Here is a 23442-nt window from a genome sequence, read left to right as displayed (position 1 = left end):
TGACACCATAATCATGTATACGTTGAAAAGGGCCCGCAGGATGCAAACACCTTTTTTGGTGTACATCTTTACGGACCCCTATAATTCACTTTATCAAGTTAGAATTAGTTATACCAACGCTTTCGCAGCAATATCAGAACGTTGATGTTTACCGTCAAAATGGATTTGTTCCGCTTGAGCGTAGGCTTTGTTTCTGGCTTCGGCAATATCAGAACCAAGACCCACAACGCCCAGAATCCGTCCACCATTGGTGACCCATGATCCAGATTCATTGCGTGCCGTTCCAGCGTGGAATACCACGGCTTCGTCGACTTGATCCAGTCCCTCAATGACTACACCCTTTGCATAAGGACCAGGATATCCTCCAGAAGCAAGCACCACACATACAGCGGCTTCTTCGCTCCATTCAATCTCAATATCCGCCAATTTCCCATGTACGGTTGCCCAGAAAATGTCGAGCAGATCACTCTTTAGACGTGGCAATACAACCTGCGTCTCGGGATCACCGAAACGGGCGTTGAACTCAATCGTTTTGGGTTTGCCATCTGGTGAAATCATCAGCCCGGCAAACAATACACCTTGGAACGGACGTCCTTCGGATACCATCGCTTTGGCGGTTGGTTTGATAATCGTCTCTACCGCTTCTTCAATAATCGAGGCCGGAATGTGTGGCAAGGGTGAGTACGTACCCATTCCGCCTGTGTTTGGCCCTTGATCATTGTCGAATACCGGTTTGTGATCCTGTGCAGCAGCCATCGGACGAACGGTCTCCCCATCGACAAAAGCCAAAATCGACATTTCCTGACCTGCCAGGAATTCTTCGATGATAACTTTGGCTCCTGCTTCCCCAAATACCTTGTCCACCATAATGCTGCGGAGTGCTTGATCTGCCTCATCACGTGAATAGGCTACGGTAACGCCTTTTCCAGCTGCCAGCCCATCGGCCTTGATCACCACAGGGATGGCCAGCTCATTCAGATAAGCCTGCGCTTGCTCGTAATTGTCGAATTTCTCATAGGCTGCAGTCGGAATATTGTATTTGTGCAGCAGGTCTTTCATGAACGTTTTGCTGCCCTCAATCTCTGCTGCATTGCGTCGTGGTCCAAATACCGGAATACCTGTCTTGTCAAAAGCATCCACAATCCCGTCTGCTAGCGGATCATCTGGACCAATAACAACCAATCCCACGTTAAGCTCCACGGCAAGCGCCGTCAGTTTATCGAATTCATTTACCGCAATCGGATGACACTCGGCGAGCTGTGCAATGCCTGCATTTCCCGGAGCACAATGTATCTTGCCAGCCTTCGGGCTTTTCGCCAGTGCCCATATGATTGCATGTTCCCGGCCACCGCCGCCCACTACCAGAATATCCATTAGCTAGTTTCCCCTCCATGAATTTCGGGATTTTAGTGTTTGAAGTGACGAACGCCAGTGAAGACCATGGCAATGCCGTATTCATTCGCTACTTTGATGGACTCTTCGTCCTTGATTGAACCACCTGGTTGAATAACGGCCGTAACTCCAGCTTTGGCTGCAAGTTCCAGTGTATCGCCCATCGGGAAGAACGCATCGGATGCCAGAATGGCTCCTTTGGCTAGTTCTCCTGCTTGTTCAATAGCAATCTTGGCTGCGCCGACACGGTTCATTTGCCCTGCGCCTACACCTACAGTCATGTCGTTTGCTGCAAGCACGATCGCATTGGATTTCACATGCTTAACCACTTTCCATCCAAACAACAGCTGTTTCAATTCTTCTTCGGATGGTGCACGATCTGTAACTACCTTCAATTCGCTCGCTTCAATGGAATGCACATCGCTTTGTTGCACGATCATGCCGCCGTCGATGGAAGTTACTACGAACTTACTCTCCCGATTGCGGGCAGCGTTCAGTTCACCCGTTTTGAGCAAACGAATGTTTTTCTTTTTGGTCAGGATGTCGAGTGCCTCTTGTGTAAAATCAGGAGCCAGTACGATTTCCAGGAAAATCTCACTCAGTTTAGCCGCTGTATCGCTGTCGATAATGCGGTTGGCTGCTACGATACCACCAAAGATGGAGGTTGGATCTGCCGCATAAGCTTTGCCATAAGCTTCGTAGATGCTTTCGCCAATACCTACACCGCAAGGATTCATATGTTTAACCGCCACAACAGCCGGTTCTTCAAATTCCTTGACAATCTGCAAGGCAGCGTTCGCATCGTTGATGTTATTGTACGACAACTCTTTGCCGTGCAATTGCTCGGCTGTTGTCAACGTATCTTGGGCTGCCAGCGGTTTGCGGTAGAATGCCGCCTGCTGATGTGGATTTTCGCCGTAGCGCAAATCCTGGAGTTTTTCATAAGTAACCGTCAGACGCTCTGGCAGTGGATCACCGTTCAGGTTGGAGAGATAATCGGAAATAACTGCATCGTATGCCGCTGTATGGCGGAACACTTTTGCCGCAAGCCGTTTGCGTGTCTCGAGTGTGGTGTCCCCATTGCTGCGGACCTCTTCAAGCACCTTGCCATAATCTGCTGTGTCTACAACGACACTAACATAAGCATGGTTTTTGGCAGCAGAACGAAGCATGGTTGGACCACCAATATCGATGTTCTCGATTGCGTCCTCATACGTTACGTCCGGTTTGGCGATGGTGTCCTGGAACGGATACAGGTTTACAACAACGAGGTCGATATAACCCAGTCCGTTCTCTTCCATCTGGCGCTTATGCTCTTCGCTGTCACGAACAGCCAGCAAACCACCATGAACTGCCGGATGCAATGTTTTAACACGTCCATCCATAATTTCCGGAAATCCGGTCACATCCGAAATTCCGATGACAGGTACGCCTTCCTTCGACAACAGGCTGCTTGTACCTCCTGTCGAAATAATCTCCACACCCATTTGCGACAGCTCGCGGCAAAAATCCACGATGCCTGTTTTATCCCATACGCTGACCAGCGCTCTTTTGATACTCACAATATGCTCCTCCTTTAATGTCCCATGGCTTCGCGTTTCATGGCGAAACACAGCCGATTTATTTCCCGAGAAATATCACAAAATGCGTACCAATTTTCGACTTCTGTTATATAAGTGGAACCAAGATGTTTACACCGGACACTCCGATGACAGAACAACCTTCCAATCGCTGTTATCCCCAGATTTTTCGATCCCCTTTTCTTAAAGGGAAAATCCGGTGATAAAGGCGAACGCTTCGCTTTTTCAGGTTTTTTCTGTCCTCTCCGTTAATGTGTAAAAAAATTTCAACTTATATCAAACCTGTTGTTAACAGTGACGTGACGACCGTCTAACTGAACCAGACCTTGAGCGAACCAGGATACAACCTCAGGGTACAGCTGCTGTTCGGCAGCATGGATGGAGCGACTGACGGATTCAGCCGTATCCTCTGGCAAAATCGGAACAGGATGCTGGGCAATAATCGGCCCTGTATCCATGCCTCCATCCACGAAGTGCACGGTAACTCCGGTAATTTTAACGCCGTATTCCAGTGCCTGTCCTATGGCATCTTTGCCTGCAAACGCTGGCAACAAGGACGGATGAATGTTAATCAGTCGTCCTGCATAGCGATCCACGACTACCGAAGTCAACAATCTCATGTATCCGGCAAGAACAACCAGGTCAATGTTTTTGGATTCAAGCACTTCCACGATCTCAGCCTCGTAGGCTTCGCGGGAATCATAATTTTTGGGAGTAAACAGATGGCATTCCACGCCTGCATCCTGCGCCCGCTGCACCACACGTGCAGCCGGTTTGTCACATACCAGCAGATCTATGGATGCCCCCAACCCTCCGTTCCGTGCTGCATCCACCAATGCCTGAAAGTTCGACCCTTCACCAGAGGCAAATACAGCAATACGGTAGTTCGCCATTAAACATCCGCTCCCGTGAAGGTTACTCGCGCATCTCCTTCGGTCACACGTCCAATGATGTATGCTTCTTCACCGGATGCTTTCAGTTGTTCCAATGCTTCTCCTGCATCTGCTTCGTTCACAACCAACACAAGTCCGATCCCCATGTTAAACGTGGTGAACATGTCGCGGTTTGAGACAGATCCTTTTTCTTGCAACAGGTTGAAGATTGGCAGAATCGGCCAAGAACCGTAGTCAATATCTACATTCACGCTGCTCGGCAGCATACGCGGGATGTTCTCGATGAAGCCACCACCTGTAATGTGGGCCATGCCTTTTACTTTTACCTTTTCAAGCAGGGACAGGAGTGGTTTTACATAGATTTTCGTTGGTTCCAGCAGTGCGTCACCCAGCTTGCCACCCAGTTCAGCGACTTCATCCTGCAATCCCAATCCGGCTTGTTCCAACAAAAGTTTGCGTACCAAGGAGAATCCGTTGCTGTGCACACCACTGGATGCAAGTCCGATCACCGTGTCGCCAGGAGCGATGCTTGTACCATTAATGATTTTTGCTTTGTCCACGATCCCCACAGTAAATCCGGCAATATCGTATTCACCCTCACTGTACATGCCCGGCATTTCAGCCGTTTCGCCACCGATCAGGGCACAGCCCGACTGATGACAACCTTCTGCGATTCCCGCAACAATGGCTTCGATTTTCTCCGGGATGACTTTGTCACACGCCAGATAGTCGAGGAAGAACAACGGCTCTGCGCCCTGTACCACAATGTCGTTCACACACATGGCTACCGCGTCGATTCCGATGGTATCATGACGGTCCATGGCAAATGCGATTTTCAGCTTGGTTCCTACGCCGTCTGTACCGGATACAAGCACCGGCTCATCATATTTATCTTTGTTCAAACCGAACAGGGCGCCAAAGCCTCCCAGATCTGTCATCACTTCCGGACGGAAGGTACGCTTTACGTGTTTTTTCATCCGTTCAACCGCTTCGTTGCCTGCCGCGATATCGACGCCGGCGTTTTTGTATGCTTCGGACAAGTGGAATCAGCTCCTTTTTTTTCGCCCCTCCTAAATCCTCCCGCCCGGGAGGACCCCAAAGGACCTTGGCAGGCCCTCTGGACACCCGCCAAACAAGCGGTGCAGGGGTGGCTGGTATGATCTTGCTATGGTTGGTTCGTTCGTGTGCTCGCGTGGTTGTTCGCCGACCGATGGCCGCAGGCCATCGGTCGGCGAACCCCGCTCGGCTGCGCTGCGGGGCAAGCCCGCGAGGGCAGCTGCTTTGCTCGGCTGCCTGGGCCCCTGTTGCTCCGCAAGGCGGGGCTAAGGGCTCGGGCTGTGCCCGGAGGGCAGCTGCTTCGCCTGGCTGCCCTGGCCCCTGTTGCTCCGCAAGGCGGGGCTAAGGGCTCGGGCTGTGCCCATGGGCAGCTGCTTTGCACGGCTGCCTAGGCCCCTGTTGCTCCGCAAGGCGGGGCTAAGGGCTCGGGCTGCGCCCGGTCGGCGAGTTACGTTTGTATCGCCGGATAACAGCTAGCAGCTGCAGCCGAATTTTTCTTCGCCGCCAAAATCGAGGTTGGTTGGGTAATCATTATCAAAGCATGCGAGGCATAGCCCGCCTTTGTAGTCATCCTGATTATCACCCTGAATCGATGCAATCAGTCCATCCGGACTGAGGAACGACAGGGAATCCGCATTAATTTCACGGCAAATTTCTTCCACCGACAGCTGTGAGGCGATCAATTCGCGGCTGTCAGGCGTATCAATGCCATAGAAGCACGGGTTTTTGAAAGGTGGTGATGTAATGCGCACATGAACTTCCGTTGCTCCTGCATCACGCAGCATGTTCACGATTCGCCGGGAGGTCGTTCCCCGTACAATGGAGTCGTCAATCATAACCACACGTTTGCCTTCCACAACGCGACGCACAGCGCTCAGCTTCATCTTTACGCCCTGCTCCCGCAATTCCTGACTTGGCTGGATAAACGTACGTCCGGTGTATTTGTTTTTGATCATACCCATCTCATACGGAATCCCGGTTTGCTCGGCGTAGCCGATTGCCGCGGAAATACTGGAGTCCGGTACACCTGTTACCAGATCGGCATCCACAAACGACTCAATCGCCATGCGGCTACCCATCCGTTTTCGCGCAGCGTGCTGGTTTGCACCATTCATGTCACTGTCCGGACGAGCAAAGTAGATATACTCCATCGCGCACAGTGCCTTGCGGTGTTTGTGATGATCGAAGCGGTCCTCATGAAGACCATCCGCATCCAGCACCAACAGTTCACCCGGTTCAATGTCACGAATCAACTCTGCACCAATCGTCTCCAGCGCACATGTTTCGGATGCGAACAGATACGCATCTCCCAATTTACCCATTGTGAGTGGACGCAGACCATGGGGATCAGAAGCAACCAGCAACTTGTCGTTGGTCATGATCAGAAATGCATAACCACCCACAATCCGTTGGAACGCATCCTTCGCGGCTTCTACCAATCCTTTGGAAGATCTCGCGATTAGATGGGCAATAACTTCGGTATCACTGGTCGTTTGAAAAATAGACCCGCCCTGCTCCAATTCACGCCGGATTGTTGGCGCATTTACAATATTTCCGTTCGTTGCTACAGCCAGATCACCATCACGGTATTTAAATACCAATGGTTGTGCGTTCGTCAGCTTACTGTCACCGCTTGTAGAATAGCGAACATGTCCGATAGAGATATCCCCGGTCAACGTTTGCATCAAGTCTTTAGTGAAGACTTCCTTCACCAGACCCATACCACGGTGGTAGTGAAACTCGTTACCGTCACTTACACACATTCCTGCACTTTCTTCACCCCGGTGTTGCAAGGCATGCAGGCCATAATAGGATAGTGATGCGGCGTCAGGGTGTTTGAATACCCCGAATACGCCACATTCTTCCTTTAATTTGTCGAGTCCTTCCTTACCGGACCCTTCATTATAATAATCACCTGTCCACAATGGTCCTGTCGTCAGTTCATGAGACATGGAATCGCATCCTCCCAGACCTGAGTTAAACCTCCTACAGGTTCGTTCACGGCTGATGTTCCGTTCAATTCAATTGTCAAGTTGCTTCCTTCTACACGTCCAATGATAGCTACAGGTACACCGCGCTCACGTACAAACGCTTCAAGTTTACCTGCTTGCTCCGGCGAAGCCGAAAGCAGAATACGAGATTGGCTTTCACTGAAGAGTGCATGATCCGCACGCAGTGCAGTTTCTACATTCACCTGTGCACCCACGTTGCCGCTGATGCAAGACTCTGCCAGTGCTACAGCCAAACCGCCTTCAGACAAGTCATGCGCTGAGCGAACGAGACCGGATTGAATAGCTTCCAGCACTGTTCCCAGCAACGCTTTTTCCACTTGCAAATTCAGCTCTGGCGGACGACCTTCCGTTTGACCATATACCGCGTATTGCAACTCGCTGCCACCGAGCTCAGCTTTTGTCTCACCGAGGAGGATGATGACATCGCCTTCGGATTTGAATGCTTGTGTCGTGATATGATCCGTATCATGAACGAGACCTACCATACCGACAACTGGCGTTGGATAGATCGAGCCTTTGGCGTTTTCGTTGTACAGACTCACATTACCACCGATAACTGGCGTATCCAGCACGCGGCAAGCTTCCGCCATACCGTCTACTGCTTTTTCCATCTGCCAGAAAATATCCGGCTTCTCCGGGTTACCGAAGTTCAGGTTGTCCGTAATCGCCAATGGCTCTGCACCGGAACATACAATGTTACGAGCAGCTTCACTGACAGCAATCCGTCCGCCTACTTCTGGATCCAGATATACATAACGTCCGTTACAATCTGTTGTCATCGCCAAACCTTTACGTGTTCCACGAATCGTTACAACCGCTGCATCCGAACCTGGGCGAACCGCAGTACTTGTACGCACCATGTAATCATATTGATCATAAACCCACTTCTTGCTCGCTACCGTTGGGGATGCCAACACTTGTTTCAATGCACCGCCGAGATCCGACACTTCATCGTAACGAAGGGTGTCGATAGAGGCACTTTGCTCATAATAAGCAGGTATAGAAGAAGGCTTGTCATACACTGGGCACTCATCAACCAGTGCTGTTACCGGCATATCTCCAACCACTTCGCCATGGTGGATCAATTTCAGACGTCCATCATCCGTTACTTTTCCGACTTTTGCACAGATAACGCCCCAACGTTCAAAGATCTCCATCGCTTGCGCCTCATCCTTCGGCTCAACAACAAACAGCATCCGTTCCTGGGACTCGGACAGCATCATCTCATAAGGCGTCATGCCTTCTTCACGTTGTGGCACCTGATCCAGATACAGTTCCAGACCGTTACCCGCTTTACTTGCCATCTCCGCACTGGAGCACGTCAGACCCGCTGCACCCATATCCTGAATACCAAGCACGATCCCTGTGTCGATCAATTCCAGACAGGATTCCATGACAAGTTTCTCCATAAACGGGTCACCGACCTGAACCGCTGTCCGTTGGGACTCGGATTCTTCAGTAAGCTCAACAGATGCAAAAGTCGCTCCATGAATACCATCCCGGCCTGTTGGCGGCCCTACATAATACACAGGGTTACCTACACCTTTAGCTACGCCGCGCTGAATTTTGTCATGATCAATCAGACCCACACACATGGCGTTAACCAGCGGATTGCCTTCATAGCTCTCATCAAACATCACTTCGCCCGCTACGGTAGGAATACCGATACAGTTCCCGTATCCAGCAATACCGGCTACCACATGCTCGAACAAATATTTAACGCGATCGCTCTCCAGCTTGCCGAAACGAAGGGAGTTAAGCAATGCTACCGGTCTTGCGCCCATGGAGAAAATATCACGGATAATGCCGCCCACACCTGTTGCCGCACCTTGATAAGGCTCAACCGCGGAAGGATGGTTATGGCTTTCAATTTTGAATACAACGGCCTGGTTATCACCGATATCCACGATACCGGCACCTTCACCAGGTCCCATCAGGACACGTGGTCCAGTGGTTGGGAAACGACGCAACAATGGCTTGGAGTTTTTATAAGCACAGTGCTCGGACCACATTACACTGAACACACCAATTTCTGTGTAGTTTGGCTTGCGCCCCATGAACTCACAGATCAGCTCATACTCGCTGTCAGATACGCCCATTTGTGCGTAAAGTTTATGTTCTGCGACCTGTTCTGCTGTCGGTTCCTTAGCGGATAGCTGCTGCGTCATGCCGATCCCTCCATGCTTTCAAAATAGATGTAAACATACGTTTGCCGTCTTCCGAACCAAACAGTGAGTCCACTGCACGCTCTGGATGCGGCATCATGCCGACCACGTTTCCACCCTCGTTACAGACTCCCGCGATATCGCCCAAGGAACCGTTCGGGTTGTTGCCATACGTAAATACGATCTGGTTGTTTGCTTGCAGACTCGCGAGCGTCTCCTCGTCGCAATAATAGTTACCTTCACCGTGAGCAATCGGGATGATAATCTCTTCGCCGGGTGCATAGTCACGTGTAAAAGGCGTATCTGCATTCGCCACTTTCAATACCGTATCGTGACAACGGAATTTCAGGGAAGTGTTGCGGATCAATGCACCTGGAAGCAATCCCGCTTCCGTCAGGATCTGGAATCCGTTGCAAATACCCAAAATGTATTTACCTTGTTCAGCAGCTTTCGCTACCTCGTTCATTACCGGTGCAAAGCGGGAAATAGCTCCACAGCGCAGGTAGTCACCATAAGAGAAACCACCCGGAACTAAAATACAATCATAAGCCGATAGATCTGTAGCCGTGTGCCATACATAATCAACCTCTTGTCCAATAGCATCTTCCACTGCCTTGTAACAGTCGATGTCGCAGTTGGAGCCAGGAAACACAAGAACTGCAAATTTCATGAGATTAACCCTCCAATTCGTAGCGGTAATCTTCAACAACGGTGTTGGCCAGCAGCTTCTCACACATGACTTTCAATCGTTTCTCCGCTTCCGCACGATCTGTTGTATCCAGGTTCAGTTCCATGACTTTACCGATCCGTACACTTTCCACTTCATTGAATCCCATTGAATGCAGGGCTCCTTGAACAGCTACGCCTTGCGGGTCGAGTACGCTTTGCTTAATAGTGACATATACGGTTGCTTTGATCATGATCCTTATGTTCCTCCTCAGTAATGAACGGGATAAATGCTTTATGCTGTTAAAAAGGTGGCTTTGGAGCTTGCTCCGGGGCGGATTGTTCTTCCGGTCGCTGGTTGTCCCCAGGTTTTTTTGATTGTTTTGAACCGCTGTGCGGTCAAAACCCGGGGACAAAGGCGAACGCTATCGCTCCTTTAAGAACAATTCCGCCCCTCCGCTAGTCCATGCGACGTTTTTTTAAAGGCCTAAACCTTTTACGTTTCACGGTGTGTAATGGTCTAGCCTGACCATTACGTGAAAACAGTGAATGGTCTATAAAATACTTTAGTAATCAATGAATTTAATTCTCGTAATTTTTTCAGGCTTTCCTACCTGTGGGAAGCCTCCGCACTTAATTGCCTCATCCCCCAGTTTGACACTGGCGGAGGGAAAGATTTGAGCTGTAGAAGCGAAGCGGTCGCCTTTGCAACCGGAATGGTTCCTTTTGAAAAAAGGATTCCAATCAAAACATTCCGGGGGCAACAGCGATCGAAAGCCAAACTTTCTCGTAGCCCGCTCAAACGTTAGCCTCCTCAAACTTTCCCGTAGCTCGCTCAAACGTTATTATCTCGTTAAACGGTTATAAATATCGACGTATCTAGCGGTTGTGGCCTCCACTACCTCTTGTGGCAGCGGGTCAGGTTTACTGTTCTTGTCCCAATCGCTGCCTAACAGATAGGTGCGCACCGGCTCTTTATCCATGCTGTCGATCTCGATGTCGAGTGCGTAATTCTCTTTGGCCCAGAAGCGAGAAGCATCTGGAGTGAAGATTTCATCTATTAGAATGACTTTGCCATCGACCATGCCGAACTCGAATTTGCAGTCTGCGAGAATGATGCCCCGCTGATCGCAATAGTCGCGAGCGAAATCGTAGAGACGCAGGCTCTTTTCCTGAAGTTCAATCGCCAGAGCATCTCCAACGAGTTCTTGCATTCGATCCATCGGGATGTCTTCGTCGTGACCGACATCGTTTTTGGCCGCCGGGGTAAAGATGGGAACGTCGAGCTTGGCGTTTTTGCGAAGTCCATCCGGCAGCTTGATGCCGTTGACCTCTCCGCTTTTCTCATATTGTCTCCATCCGCCTCCGGTAATGTATCCACGTACCACACATTCAATATCAATGCGCTCGGCTTTGCGGGTCACCATGATGCGGTCTTTGAGCAGTTCAGGATCAGTGATGATATCGCCCAATTGGTTTACATCCGTATGCACCACGTGGTTATCCATCATGTCACCCGTCAGTTCAAACCAGAAGCTGCTAAGTTTATTAAGCACATTGCCTTTCTCAGGAACGGCTGGGTCCAGCACATAGTCAAATGCCGAAATCCGATCCGTAACCACGATGAGAAAATGTTCACCCAAATCGTACAACTCACGTACTTTTCCCTTATATAACAAAGGAGCTTTAACGAGATCTGCTGCAGTGGACAGCGCCATGGAGGCTCACCTTCTTTCAGGAGATGTAAAATATAAGTTCAATTCCCCTCATCACGCGGGCCACTCCGAATGCAGAACAACCTTTCGATCGCTGTTATTCCCGGATTTTTTAATCTCACTTTCAAAGGGTTAAAATCCGGGAATAAAGGCGAACACTTCGTTTCTCCAGGTTTTTTCTGCCTTCTCCGTTCCAGCGTGAACACATAATCAACTTATACTTTAGTTAGTAAAACTTGTTCTAAATTTGATAAAGGCGCAGCGGCGTATGCTTCCGAAGTAGCTTTCTTTCAGAAAGCTTTTAGCTTCGCTTCTTCAGCTCATTTCTGTCCTCTGCGTTCCCAGCAAACCCATCATTCCGTTATATAGCCTTATTAGAGTATTAATCGTTCAAACCAAGCTTCTTGAAGATCGTATCCACGTGCTTCAGGTGCCATGATGGGTTGAACGCATCTGCGATTTCCTCTTCGCTCAACACTTCAGTGATTTCCGGTGTGGATTTCACGATATCCTGGAACTGGCGCTGTTCTTCCCATGCCTGCATCGCACGTGGTTGAACGGTATCGTACGCCTGCTCACGGCTGAAACCTTTGTCAATCAACTTGGTCAACACTCGACCGGAGAATGGCACGCCGAAGGTGCGCTCCATATTGCGTCTCATATTTTCAGGGAATACCGTCAGGTTCTTCACGATGTTACCGAAACGGTTCAGCATGTAGTTCAGCAGCATCGTTGCATCCGGCAGAATGATACGCTCTACGGAAGAGTGCGAGATATCACGCTCGTGCCACAGTGTCACGTTCTCGTATGCCGATACCATATGTCCGCGGATCACGCGGGACAGACCGGAGATGTTCTCACTGCCGATTGGGTTACGTTTGTGCGGCATTGCCGAAGATCCTTTTTGACCTTTCGCAAATGCTTCTTCCACTTCACGGAATTCACTCTTTTGCAGCGCACGTACTTCTGTAGCGAACTTGTCCAAAGACGTTGCAATCAATGCCAGTGTAGCCATGTATTCTGCATGACGATCGCGTTGCAGCGTTTGAGTCGAGATTGGTGCAGGCTTCGTGCCCAGCTTCTCGCAGACAAACTCTTCTACAAATGGATCGATGTTTGCGTATGTGCCGACTGCTCCAGAGATTTTACCGTATTGTACGTTGTCTGCCGCGTGGCGGAAACGCTCCAGATTCCGTTTCATTTCTTCATGCCATAGTGCCATTTTCAGACCAAACGTCGTTGGCTCCGCATGTACGCCATGTGTACGTCCCATCATTGGCGTGTGTTGATAAGTCAGTGCTTTTTCACGTAAAATTTCGATGAAGTTCACAATGTCACGTTCCAAGATTTCGTTTGCCTGACGCAGTACATATCCAAGAGCTGTATCAACGACATCCGTGGAAGTCAGTCCGTAATGCACCCATTTCCGCTCTGCACCCAGACTTTCAGATACCGTACGTGTGAAAGCAATAACGTCATGACGTGTTTCCTGTTCAATCTCGTAAATGCGGTCAATATCAAAAGAAGCGTTCTGACGAAGCAAAGCTGCTTCTTCCTTAGGAATGACTCCAAGCTCCGCCCAAGCTTCGCATGCACAAATTTCAACTTCCAGCCATGACTTGAATTTGTTCTCCTCCGTCCAGATGGCTCTCATTTCGGGTCTGCTATAACGTTCGATCATAAATTTGTATTCCTCCAAAGATTAGTTTGTTCAATCCATTGTAATCCTTCTTCGACATCCTGACAGAGCAGATTGACATGCCCCATTTTCCGTCCGATCTTCGCTTCGGTTTTACCATATATATGAAGCTTAGGAATCACACCGAGTTCCAACGCTTCCGCGTCAGCCTGACCCGTTCTGGCAATAATACCTTCCAGATGTTCTCCAAGCACATTGACCATAACAACCGGGCTCAATAATGAAGTATCTCCAAGCGGCAATCCGCAAATCGCACGAATATGCTGTTCAAATTGTGATGTTGCACAGGCTTCCATCGTATAGTGACCGGAATTATGCGGCCTAGGGGCCAGCTCATTCACGTACAGTCTTCCATCTACCGCAACAAACAACTCCACTGCCAACAAGCCAACGGCTTGTATGGATTGAACCACTGCTGCTGCCAATTTCTGCGCCTCAATCTGTATTTCAGTCGCCACTCTTGCTGGTACGATCGAAGCATGCAAAATGTTGTTCACATGGATGTTCTCCGCAGGTGGAAACGTCTTAATTTCTCCATTCGTGCTGCGTGCAACAACGACTGAAATCTCGCAGTCAAACTTGATAAATTGCTCCAATACCAGTTCCGCACCGGTAGCTGCAAGTTCTTCATAAGCAGCCAACGCCTGATTGGTTTCGCGAATAACCCGTTGACCCTTGCCGTCGTATCCGCCTGTCACCGTCTTCAGTACACAGGGAACACCGAGTTCACTCACTGCTGCCTTCATTGTATCGCTGCTTGTAATTTCCCGGTAAGGAGCTACACGTACACCAGCCGCCTCAATAGCTCGTTTTTCGCGCAAACGATGCTGGGTTGTGTACAATAATGCACTTCCTTGCGGTACATAGGATTCCCGTTCTAGGAGAGAAGCAACATCTGCATCTACATTCTCGAACTCATAGGTGATTACATCACACTGCCGAGCCAGTTCGAGTGCAGCCTTTTCATCGTCATATCCCGCTTCAATCTGATCGGCAATTTGTCCACAAGGAGCATCTGCTGCCGGATCAAGCGTAACGAACCGATACCCCATCGCTGTTCCGGCTAGTGTCAGCATTCGTCCAAGCTGCCCGCCCCCGAGAACACCAATGGTTGTTTTTCCTGGGAGCAAAACACGTTCTGCTTCACCTGCTGATCCGGGTTGTATTCTTGTATTAGTCATATTTCGTCACTGCTTTCGAGCACTTCTTGTTTGATTCGCTCTCTGCGGGCTTCGCTGCGACGTTGGACATCTTGGTCAAAAGCACCGATGATCTGAGCCGCAAGCAATCCGGCATTCGTTGCACCTGCCTTGCCAATCGCTACCGTTGCGACGGGAATGCCGCCAGGCATCTGAACAATGGACAGCAAGGAGTCGAGACCATTTAGCGCCTTGGATTGCACCGGAACTCCAATGACCGGAAGCATCGTTTTGGAAGCGACCATACCGGGTAGATGTGCTGCCCCACCCGCACCTGCAATGATAACCTTGAATCCACGGCCAATCGCTTGCTCCGCATATTCAAACATCAAATCTGGTGTGCGATGCGCAGATACGACTTTTTTTTCATACCCAATCTCCAGCTCGTCCAGCACCTCACAAGCATACTTCATCGTTTCCCAATCCGACTTACTGCCCATAATCACAGCCACCTGTACTGACATGAATACATCCAACTCCCGTCTGAGCGTTTTGGTTTAATCCTGTTGCTTCTCGTTTAATTGTGAAATAAAAAAATCCGCTACCCGCGAAAACATCACATTTTCTCCGGACACCGGACTCCAAGAAATACGTATCCCGCATTTGGGCATGCCAAAGGCAGGCTTGCTGTCCGCATCTGATTTCATGCGTCTCTCAGCCGTATCTCCTCGTAGTCCGGAAATTTACGGTTCCCGGGTAGATACTTCCGGGCCCTATTCCCGGCGTTATACGAGCAAATATCTATTCAACAAATTAATTCAATAATAATGAAGATTCCACATCTTTCGAACCTACTCGACCTTATATATAACTGATCGACACATCTAACATTCTAACAATCCCCTACAGCTAATGTCAACTTAAAGGCGAACATTTAACATATTGACAAATGTATTGTTCGGAAATGACCGATCATTCGGAGGTGCTCATTCCCTTTTATTCCAAAAAAGAAAGCCGACCCCTCTTCATCCTATCGAAGACAGCCGGCTTTTCTCTTTTATGTGTACACACACATTCTATAATTATTTCACGATAAGTACCGGAACCTGAGCATGCTGCACCACGTTATGACTGACGCTGCCCAAGACAAATTCCCGGATTCCACCAAGACCACGGCTACCAATGATAATGATGTCTGATCCATTCTCTTTGGCGTAATCGAGAAGGACCTCGGCAGCAGCCCCTTGAATCAGATCCACGTTCGCTGTAACACCAGCAGCCAGAATCCGCTCTTTTGCTTCATCCGTCGTTTGCACCGCCAGATTATAGTAGTCATTATTCAAAGAAGGCGGCAAAGGCGCCAATCCTTCCCCTATGAATACACGCGGAAAGTCAAAAGCATGAATAACATCCAAGAAAGCATCCGGAGAAACTTTGGCTAACTCAATCGCACGATCGAGTGCTTTATTCGAAGCTTTCGAACCATCATAAGCCACTAGTATTTTGGAGAATAACATGTAAATCCCGTCCCTTCCTTTATATGTAGAACATTCGAAGCCAGCTTCGGTCTGACATAAAATACAAGAACCATGTAACTCCTTAAACGTCCCCAGGTCTAAATGAACCATTTATAAGAAACATTTTACATAATAAATCTTACCATTCACCTGAAGTGCAGCAGATCCCAACCATTCAATCCATAACTTATTGCAGGAAATACCCATAGATTACCGCATTCAGGAATAACAACAACGGAATGCCAATCGTAAAACTGGGATGTTTGGTCTTGTGACGTTTACGATACATTGCAATCCATACTCCCAATGCCCCACCAATAAAGGCCAGCAGAAACAGCGTTCGTTCGGGTGTACGGTCTCGACGGCGCTGCGCACGTTTCTTGTCATCCGACATGACCAGGTAACCTACGACATTGATAAATAAAAACCACAGTATCAATCCGGTTTGCATATAATTCTAGCGGTCCCCCTGTCCCGGGACATCTCCCTGTACCCCCATTATAGTCCTCTGAAGGAACATGATCAACGCGAGAAGGGAACCGCAAAGATATTTAGAAGCAATGAATCCCGAATACCGAACCTATGACTCCTGTTTAGGAATACCATTCAGGTTTGGTGCTCTTTTTGCTGCCTTATCGGGACTTACAGAGATACTCTCTTCCTTGATACTGTCTTTGTTCTGCTGATTATGAATCTTTTCTGGTTTGTTATGTGGCATCTGCGTATCACCTCCTAGGCTTACGTTGCCTGAAAAAGGAGAATCTTATACGACAGTCTTACTCTCCCTTTTTCTCCATGGCTGCCTTCAGCAGTTCTCCCAGATTGGAACCGATCGACTCCTGTTTTGCATATTGTTTGACCAGCTTTTGCTGATCACGTTTGTTCACATGCTGTTTGTCTTTATCCAAAGTTTCCGTTATGCCGCAAGGCAGGCATTGCACGTATAGACCTGCCTTACCCTCTTTAATTTCCATCTTTTTATGACACTGTGCACACCGACGGTTGGATAATCGTTTCTCTGCCGAACGACGATATCCGCAATCCTCTGTAGGACACACAAGGAACTTGCCACGTTTGCCCTTCTTCTCCAACAAGCGCGCATTACAATCCGGACAGTGACTATTGGATACATTATGCGGCTTATACTCCGCTTTGCTTCCTTTTACGGTAGATACAAGCTCTTTCGCCATTGAACGAATGCTTTCCAGGAAAGGTTCTGGCTTCCCTTGCCCACGAGCAATACGCTCCAGTTCAGCTTCCCAGCGGGCTGTTAAATCCGGTGTACGCAGCTGAGGAGCAGCCAGTTCAATTAACTGCTTCCCTTTTCCCGTTGGATGCATGCTGTTCCCTTGACGATCGATAGTGTCGGAACTTATCAGTTTCTCAATAATATCCGCGCGTGTAGCCGGAGTACCCAGTCCATACTTCTCCATTTGGGAAAGCAAAGCTGCCTCGGTATACCGTTTTGGCGGCATCGTCCGTCCACTTTTGATATGACAACGTTGAACCGTCACGAACTGACCTTGCTGCACGTCTGGCAAAAGCGCACGCTCATGGTCCGAAGAATCATCAGCACGATCATCATCCTCATCGCTATAATCTCCGCCGTATACTTCCCGCCAGCCGCTTTCTTTCACCGTTGTGCCTTTCACATGAAAGGAATCGTTGCCCACCTGAACAGTGATCGCAACAGAATCGTACTTCGCAGCCGGATAGAACAAGCTTATAAAACGACGTACGATCAGATCGTATAACTTACGTTCTTCTGGATTCAGCTGATTGAGGAGAACCGTCTGTTCTGTTGGAATGATCGCATGGTGATCGGTTACCTTGCTGTCATCCACGATACGTTTGGTGATATTCAGATTTTTACGCAACAACGGACGAGCCAGAGACGCATAGGGACCAATCGCTACACTATCCAGTCGTTCTTTCAACGTTCCCGTCATATCCGATGTCAGGTAACGGCTGTCTGTACGCGGGTAGGTTACAAGTTTGTGCTGTTCATAAAGACGTTGAAGCACATTCGATGTTTGCTTGGCGGAGAAACCGTATTTCCGGTTGGCGTCCCGTTGCAATTCCGTCAGGTCATAAGCCAGCGGATGCGGCTCAACCTTTTCGCTTTTTTTCACTTGGGCAATCGTGCCCTTGCGACCCTCTATTCGTTTCTTCAATTCTTGTGTCTCTTGCGGATCAAAGATGCGTGAATCCCCACCTACAGCGCGCCATACCGCCTGAAAATCTCCCAGATCCGCCGTTAACGTCTCATACTCCTGCGAGCGGAAACCATTGATCTCATTTTCCCTGTCCATAATCATGCCAAGTGTAGGGGTCTGTACCCGTCCAGCTGACAATTGTGCATTAAATCGAACCGTCAATGCACGGGTCACGTTAAGACCGATCATCCAATCCGCCTCTGCCCGGCAACGTGCCGATTCATAAAGACGATCAAACTGGCTGCCTGGTTTCAGCGATGCAAATCCATCCTTGATGGCCTTGTCCGTCTGGGATGATATCCACAGCCGCTTGAACGGCTTTTTCCACTGCGCCATTTGCATAATCCAACGAGCAAGCAATTCTCCCTCACGTGCCGCATCCGTTGCAATGACCAGTTCACCAACATCCTGACGTTTCATCAGCTGTTGTACCGCTTTGTATTGATGGTTTGTCTCTTTGAGTACCTTCAGCTTGGTACGATCGGGCAGAATCGGCAAATCCTCCAGATTCCACGTTGCATATTTTTTGTCATAGTCCTCTGGTTCAGCCAACCCAACAAGATGTCCAAGTGCCCAGGTCACGATATATTTCGGGCCCTCCATATAGCTTTTATGTTTATCACGCGCTCCCATCACTCTGGCTATTTCGCGTGCCACAGATGGTTTTTCTGCGAGTACTAATGTTTTCAATCCATATCTTCCTTTCTTTAATAAAACCTATGATTCCCTTGCTTCTATCGTTAATTAAGAGAATTCTTCTACTTCTATCTTTTCATTATATCATTTCATGGTATTGGTTTGCTTTGGCTTCACAAAGAACGATTTTCCTCATGAGATGCCTATCTTGCGACTTATATGTCAGATTAGTTAACGCAATATTCTTCGACAATTTTCTTCTGTGCATGGAATTAGGAGCATTTGGTAGGAACTATAGCGTTAATATAGTATGTATACGTTTTTTCGGATAAATATGAGTGTTGTAAGAATACCTTACATATATTTAGAATGTGACAAAAGCAACTATATCAGATTCGCTAACACACATCATTGATACACAGGAAGGGAGCGTGGATGCATGACTTATCATGGATCTGTATTGAAAAAAAGTGGGGCCTTGTTACTGGCCGGAGCGGTTGTTGCCACAACATGGGGAGGAATGGCTCCCTCAGCGTCAGCTGCAACAGCAACGCCTTCGAGCAAAACTACGGTTGCAGCCATAACCGCTGGTAAGGCTCCTGTCACAGCAGCAGCATTTGTTCAAGCCATGGAAGAAGCGGCTACACTTGCAGGTGTTCCTTTTTCCATGGACAAGCTTTCCGGCACAACAGTACAGCGTAAAGATGCTGCTTTAGCTTTGCAAACCTGGTTGAAGCTGGAGTCCACTCCAGAATCGTTCAAGGATGTTCCGGATCAGGCCAGCTTTGCCGGTGCCGTTGGTGCTCTGAACTCCGCGGGGTTGATGAAAGGATATACTGACGCCCTCTTCCTTCCTAATGCAGTACTTACCCAAAATGATGTCGCCATATTGAAAGACCGCATTTATAACTACATAAAACCCTTTGTTCTGGAGGAAGCAACCATTACCGATCTCCAGGCTGCCATGACGCAAGGAAAGCTGACATCCAAAGAACTCGTGCAGAAGTACCTGGATCGTATTGAAAAGTACGATGATCAGGGTGTGAGCATTAACGCAGTCCTGACGCTGAACCCGGATGCACTCAAAATCGCTGAAACTTTGGACCAAGAACGTGCAGCTCAAGGTGCCCGCGGACCTTTACACGGTATTCCCGTTTTAGTTAAAGACAACTTCGATACCAACGATATGCCTACCACCGCAGGATGTATCTGTTTGAAAGATTCTGTACCTGCTCACGATGCTGAACAAGTGAAGAAGCTCAAAGCAGCAGGGGCCATTATTTTGGGCAAAACTAATCTGCATGAATTCGCATTCGGCATTACCACGTCCAGCTCGCTGGGTGGACAAACACTGAATCCTTATGCGTTGGATCACTATCCAGGCGGGTCAAGTGGTGGTACAGGTGCCGCCATTGCCTCAAACTTTGCAGCTGCAGGCATGGGTACTGACACGGGTGGATCGATCCGTATCCCTTCCAGCTTCAACAGCCTTGTCGGTATTCGTCCAACGATCGGACTATCCAGCCGTGAAGGAATTATCCCTCTCGCACTGACACAGGATGTCGGTGGCCCTATGGCTCGTACCGTGAGTGATGCCGCAATCATGCTGGACGCTACAGCAGGTTATGACAAAAATGATGTCGCTACAGCTTATGCTGTAGGCAAGATCCCTTCCAGCTATACAGACTTCCTGGATGTAAACGGACTGAAAGGTGCACGGATCGGTGTGGCCACCGAACTCATCCCAAGTACCAAAGCTGAGGAAAAAGCCGTCGCTGACGTGATTAACAACGCTGTAGAAGAACTCAAAACGCTGGGAGCTACGGCAGTTCCGATCAGCATTCCAAACCTGGCGGAAATCAACAAATACCCAAGCTTGAGTGGATACGAGTTCAAATTCCAACTTAATGACTATCTGGAGTCTCTTGGTGACGAAGCCCCTTATCACAGCTTGTCCGAAATTATTGCTTCCGGACAGTTCGACAAGTCACAAGAACAATCGATGAAGACTCGTGATGCACGGGAAACGTTGGAGACTACCGAATATAAGGACATTGTACTGAAACGTACCCAAATCACGCGTGAGTCCTTACTGAAAGTTATGGCGGACAACAACCTGGATGCCATCATCTATCCGACATCCACGCAAGCCGCTGGTGTGATTGGCGAAGGACAAAACTCCGGTGGTAACAACCGATTGAGTCCATTCTCCGGCTTCCCGGCAATTACCGTACCTGCTGGATTTACAACTGAAGGTCTGCCGGTAGGTATGGAATTCCTGGGGCGCGCCTTTGATGAAGGAACTTTGATCAAGCTGGCTTACAGCTACGAGCAAGGAACTCATCACCGCCAAGCACCAAAGCTCACACCATAAACCTTTAAGTAGGTTAAATTAAACTACGATTGGAACAACATAAGCATTTAGGCTATTTACCCGAATCCATAGGGACTAAGTGGTATCAGACACAAAGCTAATCGCTATCGAGTTAGAAAACCTTATCTTCAATCATCCATCATTATGCTACACAAAAAAGTACACCCACTTCATCCGTACATGAAGTGGGTGTACTTTCTTTGTGTTATCTCAATTCAAGCATGAGAGTCATATCGTTTTTTAATTGGTATCCGGTACGCTCCATCTAAGGACAAGACCTGCGTAGGTCAGCCCGCCTCCGAAACCAAACAGGGCTACTTGCTGTCCATTCTTTAATTTCCCTTCGTCTACTGCGAGCTGTAGAGCGAGCGGAATGGAAGCCGCGGAGGTATTTCCTCGGTACTCCACACTTGTTAAAGTACGTTCCAACGGAATAGGACCGCGTTCACAAACGGCTTCAATCATTCTTAGATTCGCACTATGGGGGACAAACCAATCGATCTGCTCCGGTTTCATCTCTGCTTTGGCTATAAGTCCACCCAATTGTTCTGGAATCGTGCGTACTGCCCACTTATAGATCTCCCTGCCATTCTGGACAAGGCATCCCTCACCCTGCAGAGGTACACCATTCATCTCCGAAGATAGGCCACTCTTATAGAGATGAATACCTCCTTCTCCACTCGTACCTGAGATGGCTGCCACAAAATCGCCTTTCCCAGCAGCTCTTTCTACCAAAAAAGCTCCTGCCCCATCCCCGAACAATACACATGTCGTACGGTCTGTATAATCGGTAATCTTGGACAACGTCTCTGCTCCAATAACCAACACTTTATGATACATGCCACTGGTTACCAAACTGTCAGCCAGCTGCAATCCATACGTGAACCCTGCACATGCCGCATTCAAATCAAGTACTCCCGTATGTGGAATCTTGAGATTGCCCTGTACTCTGGATGCTGTGCTGGGAAATGAATATTCAGGTGTGCTGGTAGCAACCAAAATCATATCCACATCTTCTACGCTAACATTATAACGACGCATCATATCTTCTACAGCCTTGGTGGCCAGATCAGATACAAATTGATTATCAGCTGCTATGCGCCGTTCTCTCATCCCTGTACGCTGTACAATCCATTCATCACTCGTATCGACCAGCTTCTCCAAATCAGCATTACTTAATATTCTATCCGGTACATACGTACCCATTGCGGTAATGGTTGCCATTGATTGATTCATACCGGTAATCACCTCGTTTGTTTTTTATCATTATAGCACTAAGTATTAGTACTTGATACTAATTTTTAATAATATTTATTATGATTCATTCGTCAGTTGTTTATTTTTAGTGATCTCTTCATCCTATTACCCAGAGTCACGCAAACTATCGCATGCAGTTTTGATGAAGAATTGTGGATATCCTCTGAGTAACATGAAGAATGCCTTAATTAAATCCGTTTTCTATAGACAGTCCATTCCCACAGGAGGAAAATAAACAAATCGCCTACATTACTAAAGAATAGAGATGATGTTAAGTTGAAGAAAGAATTGAATATTCTTGCGATTTCCGGAAGTCTGCGCAATCAGTCCTCCAATACGTTACTAATGCACGCAATGATTAAACTGGCTCCTCCTAACCTTAAGTTTGGAGTATATGATGGATTAAACGATCTACCGCATTTTAACCCTGACCTCGATGTCGAGGAAGGCCCAGTATCCGTGCAGAATTTGAGAACCAAATTGGGGCATGTGGACGGAGTCCTCATCTGCACGCCGGAGTATGGAAACGGAGTTCCTGGGGTCTTAAAAAACGCATTAGATTGGATTGTATCCTCTGGAGAATGGCTTAATAAACCCACCGTTGCCATCACTGCTTCTCCAAGCCCCATGGGCGGTGACAAAGCCCATGCTTCACTATTGCTGACGTTAAACATGATTAATGCACAAGTCTTACATGAGGCCTCCCTGACCATTCCTCATATTACATTGAAGATGAATAAACAAGGAGTCATCATTGATTCAGAGACCCAGCATGCATTGGAGAACTCGCTTTTAAGCCTAGGGGATGCATGCAACCAAATGGATAAATAGACAGAACCTGCTTAAATTAAACTGACTATACAGAAATGAACAACCTAAAAAGATTTAATCATATTCACATAAATTAAAATAAAAAAACAGCCCTGGATTTGCTCCGGGCTGTTTACGGTTTATATTAGATATTTCGTATTAGAAACCTCATATTAAACAAATAAAAACCACCACCGAATAACATCGGCAGTGGTTCTTTGCTTGGCGGCGTCCTACTCTCCCAGGACCCTGCGGTCCAAGTACCATCGGCGCTAGAGGGCTTAACGGTCGTGTTCGGGATGGGTACGTGTGGAA

General features: G+C 48.3%; 19 protein-coding genes, 1 rRNA gene and 1 riboswitch. Of the genes, 2 read left to right on the top strand and 18 right to left on the bottom strand.

What is annotated here, in order from left to right; translation table 11 throughout:
- Window positions 1–108: 108 nt before the first annotated feature.
- The 16 genes from purD to ACFVQB_RS30170 form a co-directional block, all read right to left on the bottom strand.
- Entirely contained in the window at window positions 109–1374 is a 1266-nt protein-coding gene (gene purD / locus ACFVQB_RS30245; protein ID WP_379448223.1) for a phosphoribosylamine--glycine ligase, read from the bottom strand.
- Window positions 1375–1406: 32 nt separating this feature from the next.
- Window positions 1407–2954, bottom strand: a complete 1548-nt coding sequence (gene purH / locus ACFVQB_RS30240; RefSeq protein ID WP_379448218.1) for a bifunctional phosphoribosylaminoimidazolecarboxamide formyltransferase/IMP cyclohydrolase — start codon at window positions 2952–2954, stop codon at window positions 1407–1409.
- A gap of 284 nt (window positions 2955–3238) precedes the next feature.
- Window positions 3239–3865 (bottom strand): phosphoribosylglycinamide formyltransferase, encoded by a 627-nt coding sequence (gene purN, locus ACFVQB_RS30235; RefSeq protein ID WP_379448216.1) that lies wholly within the window; start codon window positions 3863–3865, stop codon window positions 3239–3241.
- Window positions 3865–4905, bottom strand: a complete 1041-nt coding sequence (gene purM / locus ACFVQB_RS30230; protein ID WP_379448213.1) for a phosphoribosylformylglycinamidine cyclo-ligase — start codon at window positions 4903–4905, stop codon at window positions 3865–3867. Before purM ends, purN begins: the two co-directional genes overlap by 1 nt.
- 489 nt (window positions 4906–5394) lie before the next feature.
- Entirely contained in the window at window positions 5395–6873 is a 1479-nt protein-coding gene (gene purF / locus ACFVQB_RS30225) for an amidophosphoribosyltransferase (protein ID WP_379448211.1), read from the bottom strand.
- Entirely contained in the window at window positions 6858–9101 is a 2244-nt protein-coding gene (purL, locus tag ACFVQB_RS30220; RefSeq protein ID WP_379448207.1) for a phosphoribosylformylglycinamidine synthase subunit PurL, read from the bottom strand. The genes purF and purL overlap by 16 nt, the downstream gene beginning before the upstream one ends.
- Complete coding sequence (purQ, locus tag ACFVQB_RS30215; protein WP_379448205.1) at window positions 9079–9768, bottom strand: phosphoribosylformylglycinamidine synthase subunit PurQ; 690 nt, start codon at window positions 9766–9768, stop codon at window positions 9079–9081. The genes purL and purQ overlap by 23 nt, the downstream gene beginning before the upstream one ends.
- 4 nt (window positions 9769–9772) lie before the next feature.
- Window positions 9773–10018, bottom strand: a complete 246-nt coding sequence (gene purS / locus ACFVQB_RS30210; RefSeq protein ID WP_017690695.1) for a phosphoribosylformylglycinamidine synthase subunit PurS — start codon at window positions 10016–10018, stop codon at window positions 9773–9775.
- 591 nt (window positions 10019–10609) lie between these two features.
- A complete protein-coding gene (locus ACFVQB_RS30205; RefSeq protein WP_379448202.1) occupies window positions 10610–11482 on the bottom strand; it encodes a phosphoribosylaminoimidazolesuccinocarboxamide synthase in 873 nt (290 codons plus the stop codon).
- Window positions 11483–11861: 379 nt separating this feature from the next.
- Window positions 11862–13160 (bottom strand): adenylosuccinate lyase, encoded by a 1299-nt coding sequence (purB, locus tag ACFVQB_RS30200; protein ID WP_379448199.1) that lies wholly within the window; start codon window positions 13158–13160, stop codon window positions 11862–11864.
- Window positions 13157–14359, bottom strand: a complete 1203-nt coding sequence (gene purK / locus ACFVQB_RS30195) for a 5-(carboxyamino)imidazole ribonucleotide synthase (protein WP_379448196.1) — start codon at window positions 14357–14359, stop codon at window positions 13157–13159. The genes purB and purK overlap by 4 nt, the downstream gene beginning before the upstream one ends.
- Window positions 14356–14841, bottom strand: coding sequence for a 5-(carboxyamino)imidazole ribonucleotide mutase (purE, locus tag ACFVQB_RS30190; RefSeq protein WP_090904914.1), 486 nt, complete (start codon window positions 14839–14841; stop codon window positions 14356–14358). The genes purK and purE overlap by 4 nt, the downstream gene beginning before the upstream one ends.
- A 187-nt stretch (window positions 14842–15028) precedes the next feature.
- A riboswitch (purine riboswitch) is annotated at window positions 15029–15130 on the bottom strand.
- A gap of 269 nt (window positions 15131–15399) precedes the next feature.
- The gene (locus ACFVQB_RS30185; RefSeq protein ID WP_379448190.1) at window positions 15400–15834 is read right to left on the bottom strand and encodes a universal stress protein; all 435 of its coding nucleotides are present in this window, start codon (window positions 15832–15834) and stop codon (window positions 15400–15402) included.
- A gap of 187 nt (window positions 15835–16021) precedes the next feature.
- Window positions 16022–16285, bottom strand: coding sequence for a DUF1294 domain-containing protein (locus ACFVQB_RS30180; protein ID WP_063568208.1), 264 nt, complete (start codon window positions 16283–16285; stop codon window positions 16022–16024).
- Window positions 16286–16414: 129 nt separating this feature from the next.
- Complete coding sequence (locus tag ACFVQB_RS30175; protein ID WP_379448188.1) at window positions 16415–16552, bottom strand: hypothetical protein; 138 nt, start codon at window positions 16550–16552, stop codon at window positions 16415–16417.
- 58 nt (window positions 16553–16610) lie between these two features.
- Window positions 16611–18740, bottom strand: coding sequence for a DNA topoisomerase III (locus ACFVQB_RS30170; protein WP_379448185.1), 2130 nt, complete (start codon window positions 18738–18740; stop codon window positions 16611–16613).
- A 385-nt stretch (window positions 18741–19125) separates the two neighbouring features.
- On the opposite strand from ACFVQB_RS30170, the gene ACFVQB_RS30165 reads away from it, so the two are divergent.
- Window positions 19126–21060, top strand: coding sequence for an amidase family protein (locus ACFVQB_RS30165; RefSeq protein ID WP_379448183.1), 1935 nt, complete (start codon window positions 19126–19128; stop codon window positions 21058–21060).
- Window positions 21061–21300: 240 nt separating this feature from the next.
- Here the strand turns inward: ACFVQB_RS30165 and ACFVQB_RS30160 are convergent, their stop codons facing one another.
- Window positions 21301–22296 (bottom strand): ketoacyl-ACP synthase III, encoded by a 996-nt coding sequence (locus ACFVQB_RS30160; RefSeq protein ID WP_379448180.1) that lies wholly within the window; start codon window positions 22294–22296, stop codon window positions 21301–21303.
- A gap of 297 nt (window positions 22297–22593) precedes the next feature.
- Between ACFVQB_RS30160 and ACFVQB_RS30155 the strand changes: the two genes are divergently transcribed.
- A complete protein-coding gene (locus ACFVQB_RS30155; RefSeq protein ID WP_379448177.1) occupies window positions 22594–23148 on the top strand; it encodes an NADPH-dependent FMN reductase in 555 nt (184 codons plus the stop codon).
- 199 nt (window positions 23149–23347) lie between these two features.
- On the opposite strand, the gene rrf is transcribed toward ACFVQB_RS30155, so the two are convergent.
- Window positions 23348–23442 (bottom strand): 5S ribosomal RNA (gene rrf, locus ACFVQB_RS30150); the annotation flags it as partial.

The organism is Paenibacillus sp. NPDC057886 (genome assembly GCF_042796655.1).
Lineage (GTDB): Bacteria > Bacillota > Bacilli > Paenibacillales > Paenibacillaceae > Paenibacillus.
Note: the sequence above shows the minus strand (reverse complement) of the source record. Positions and strands in the feature narration are given on the sequence as shown.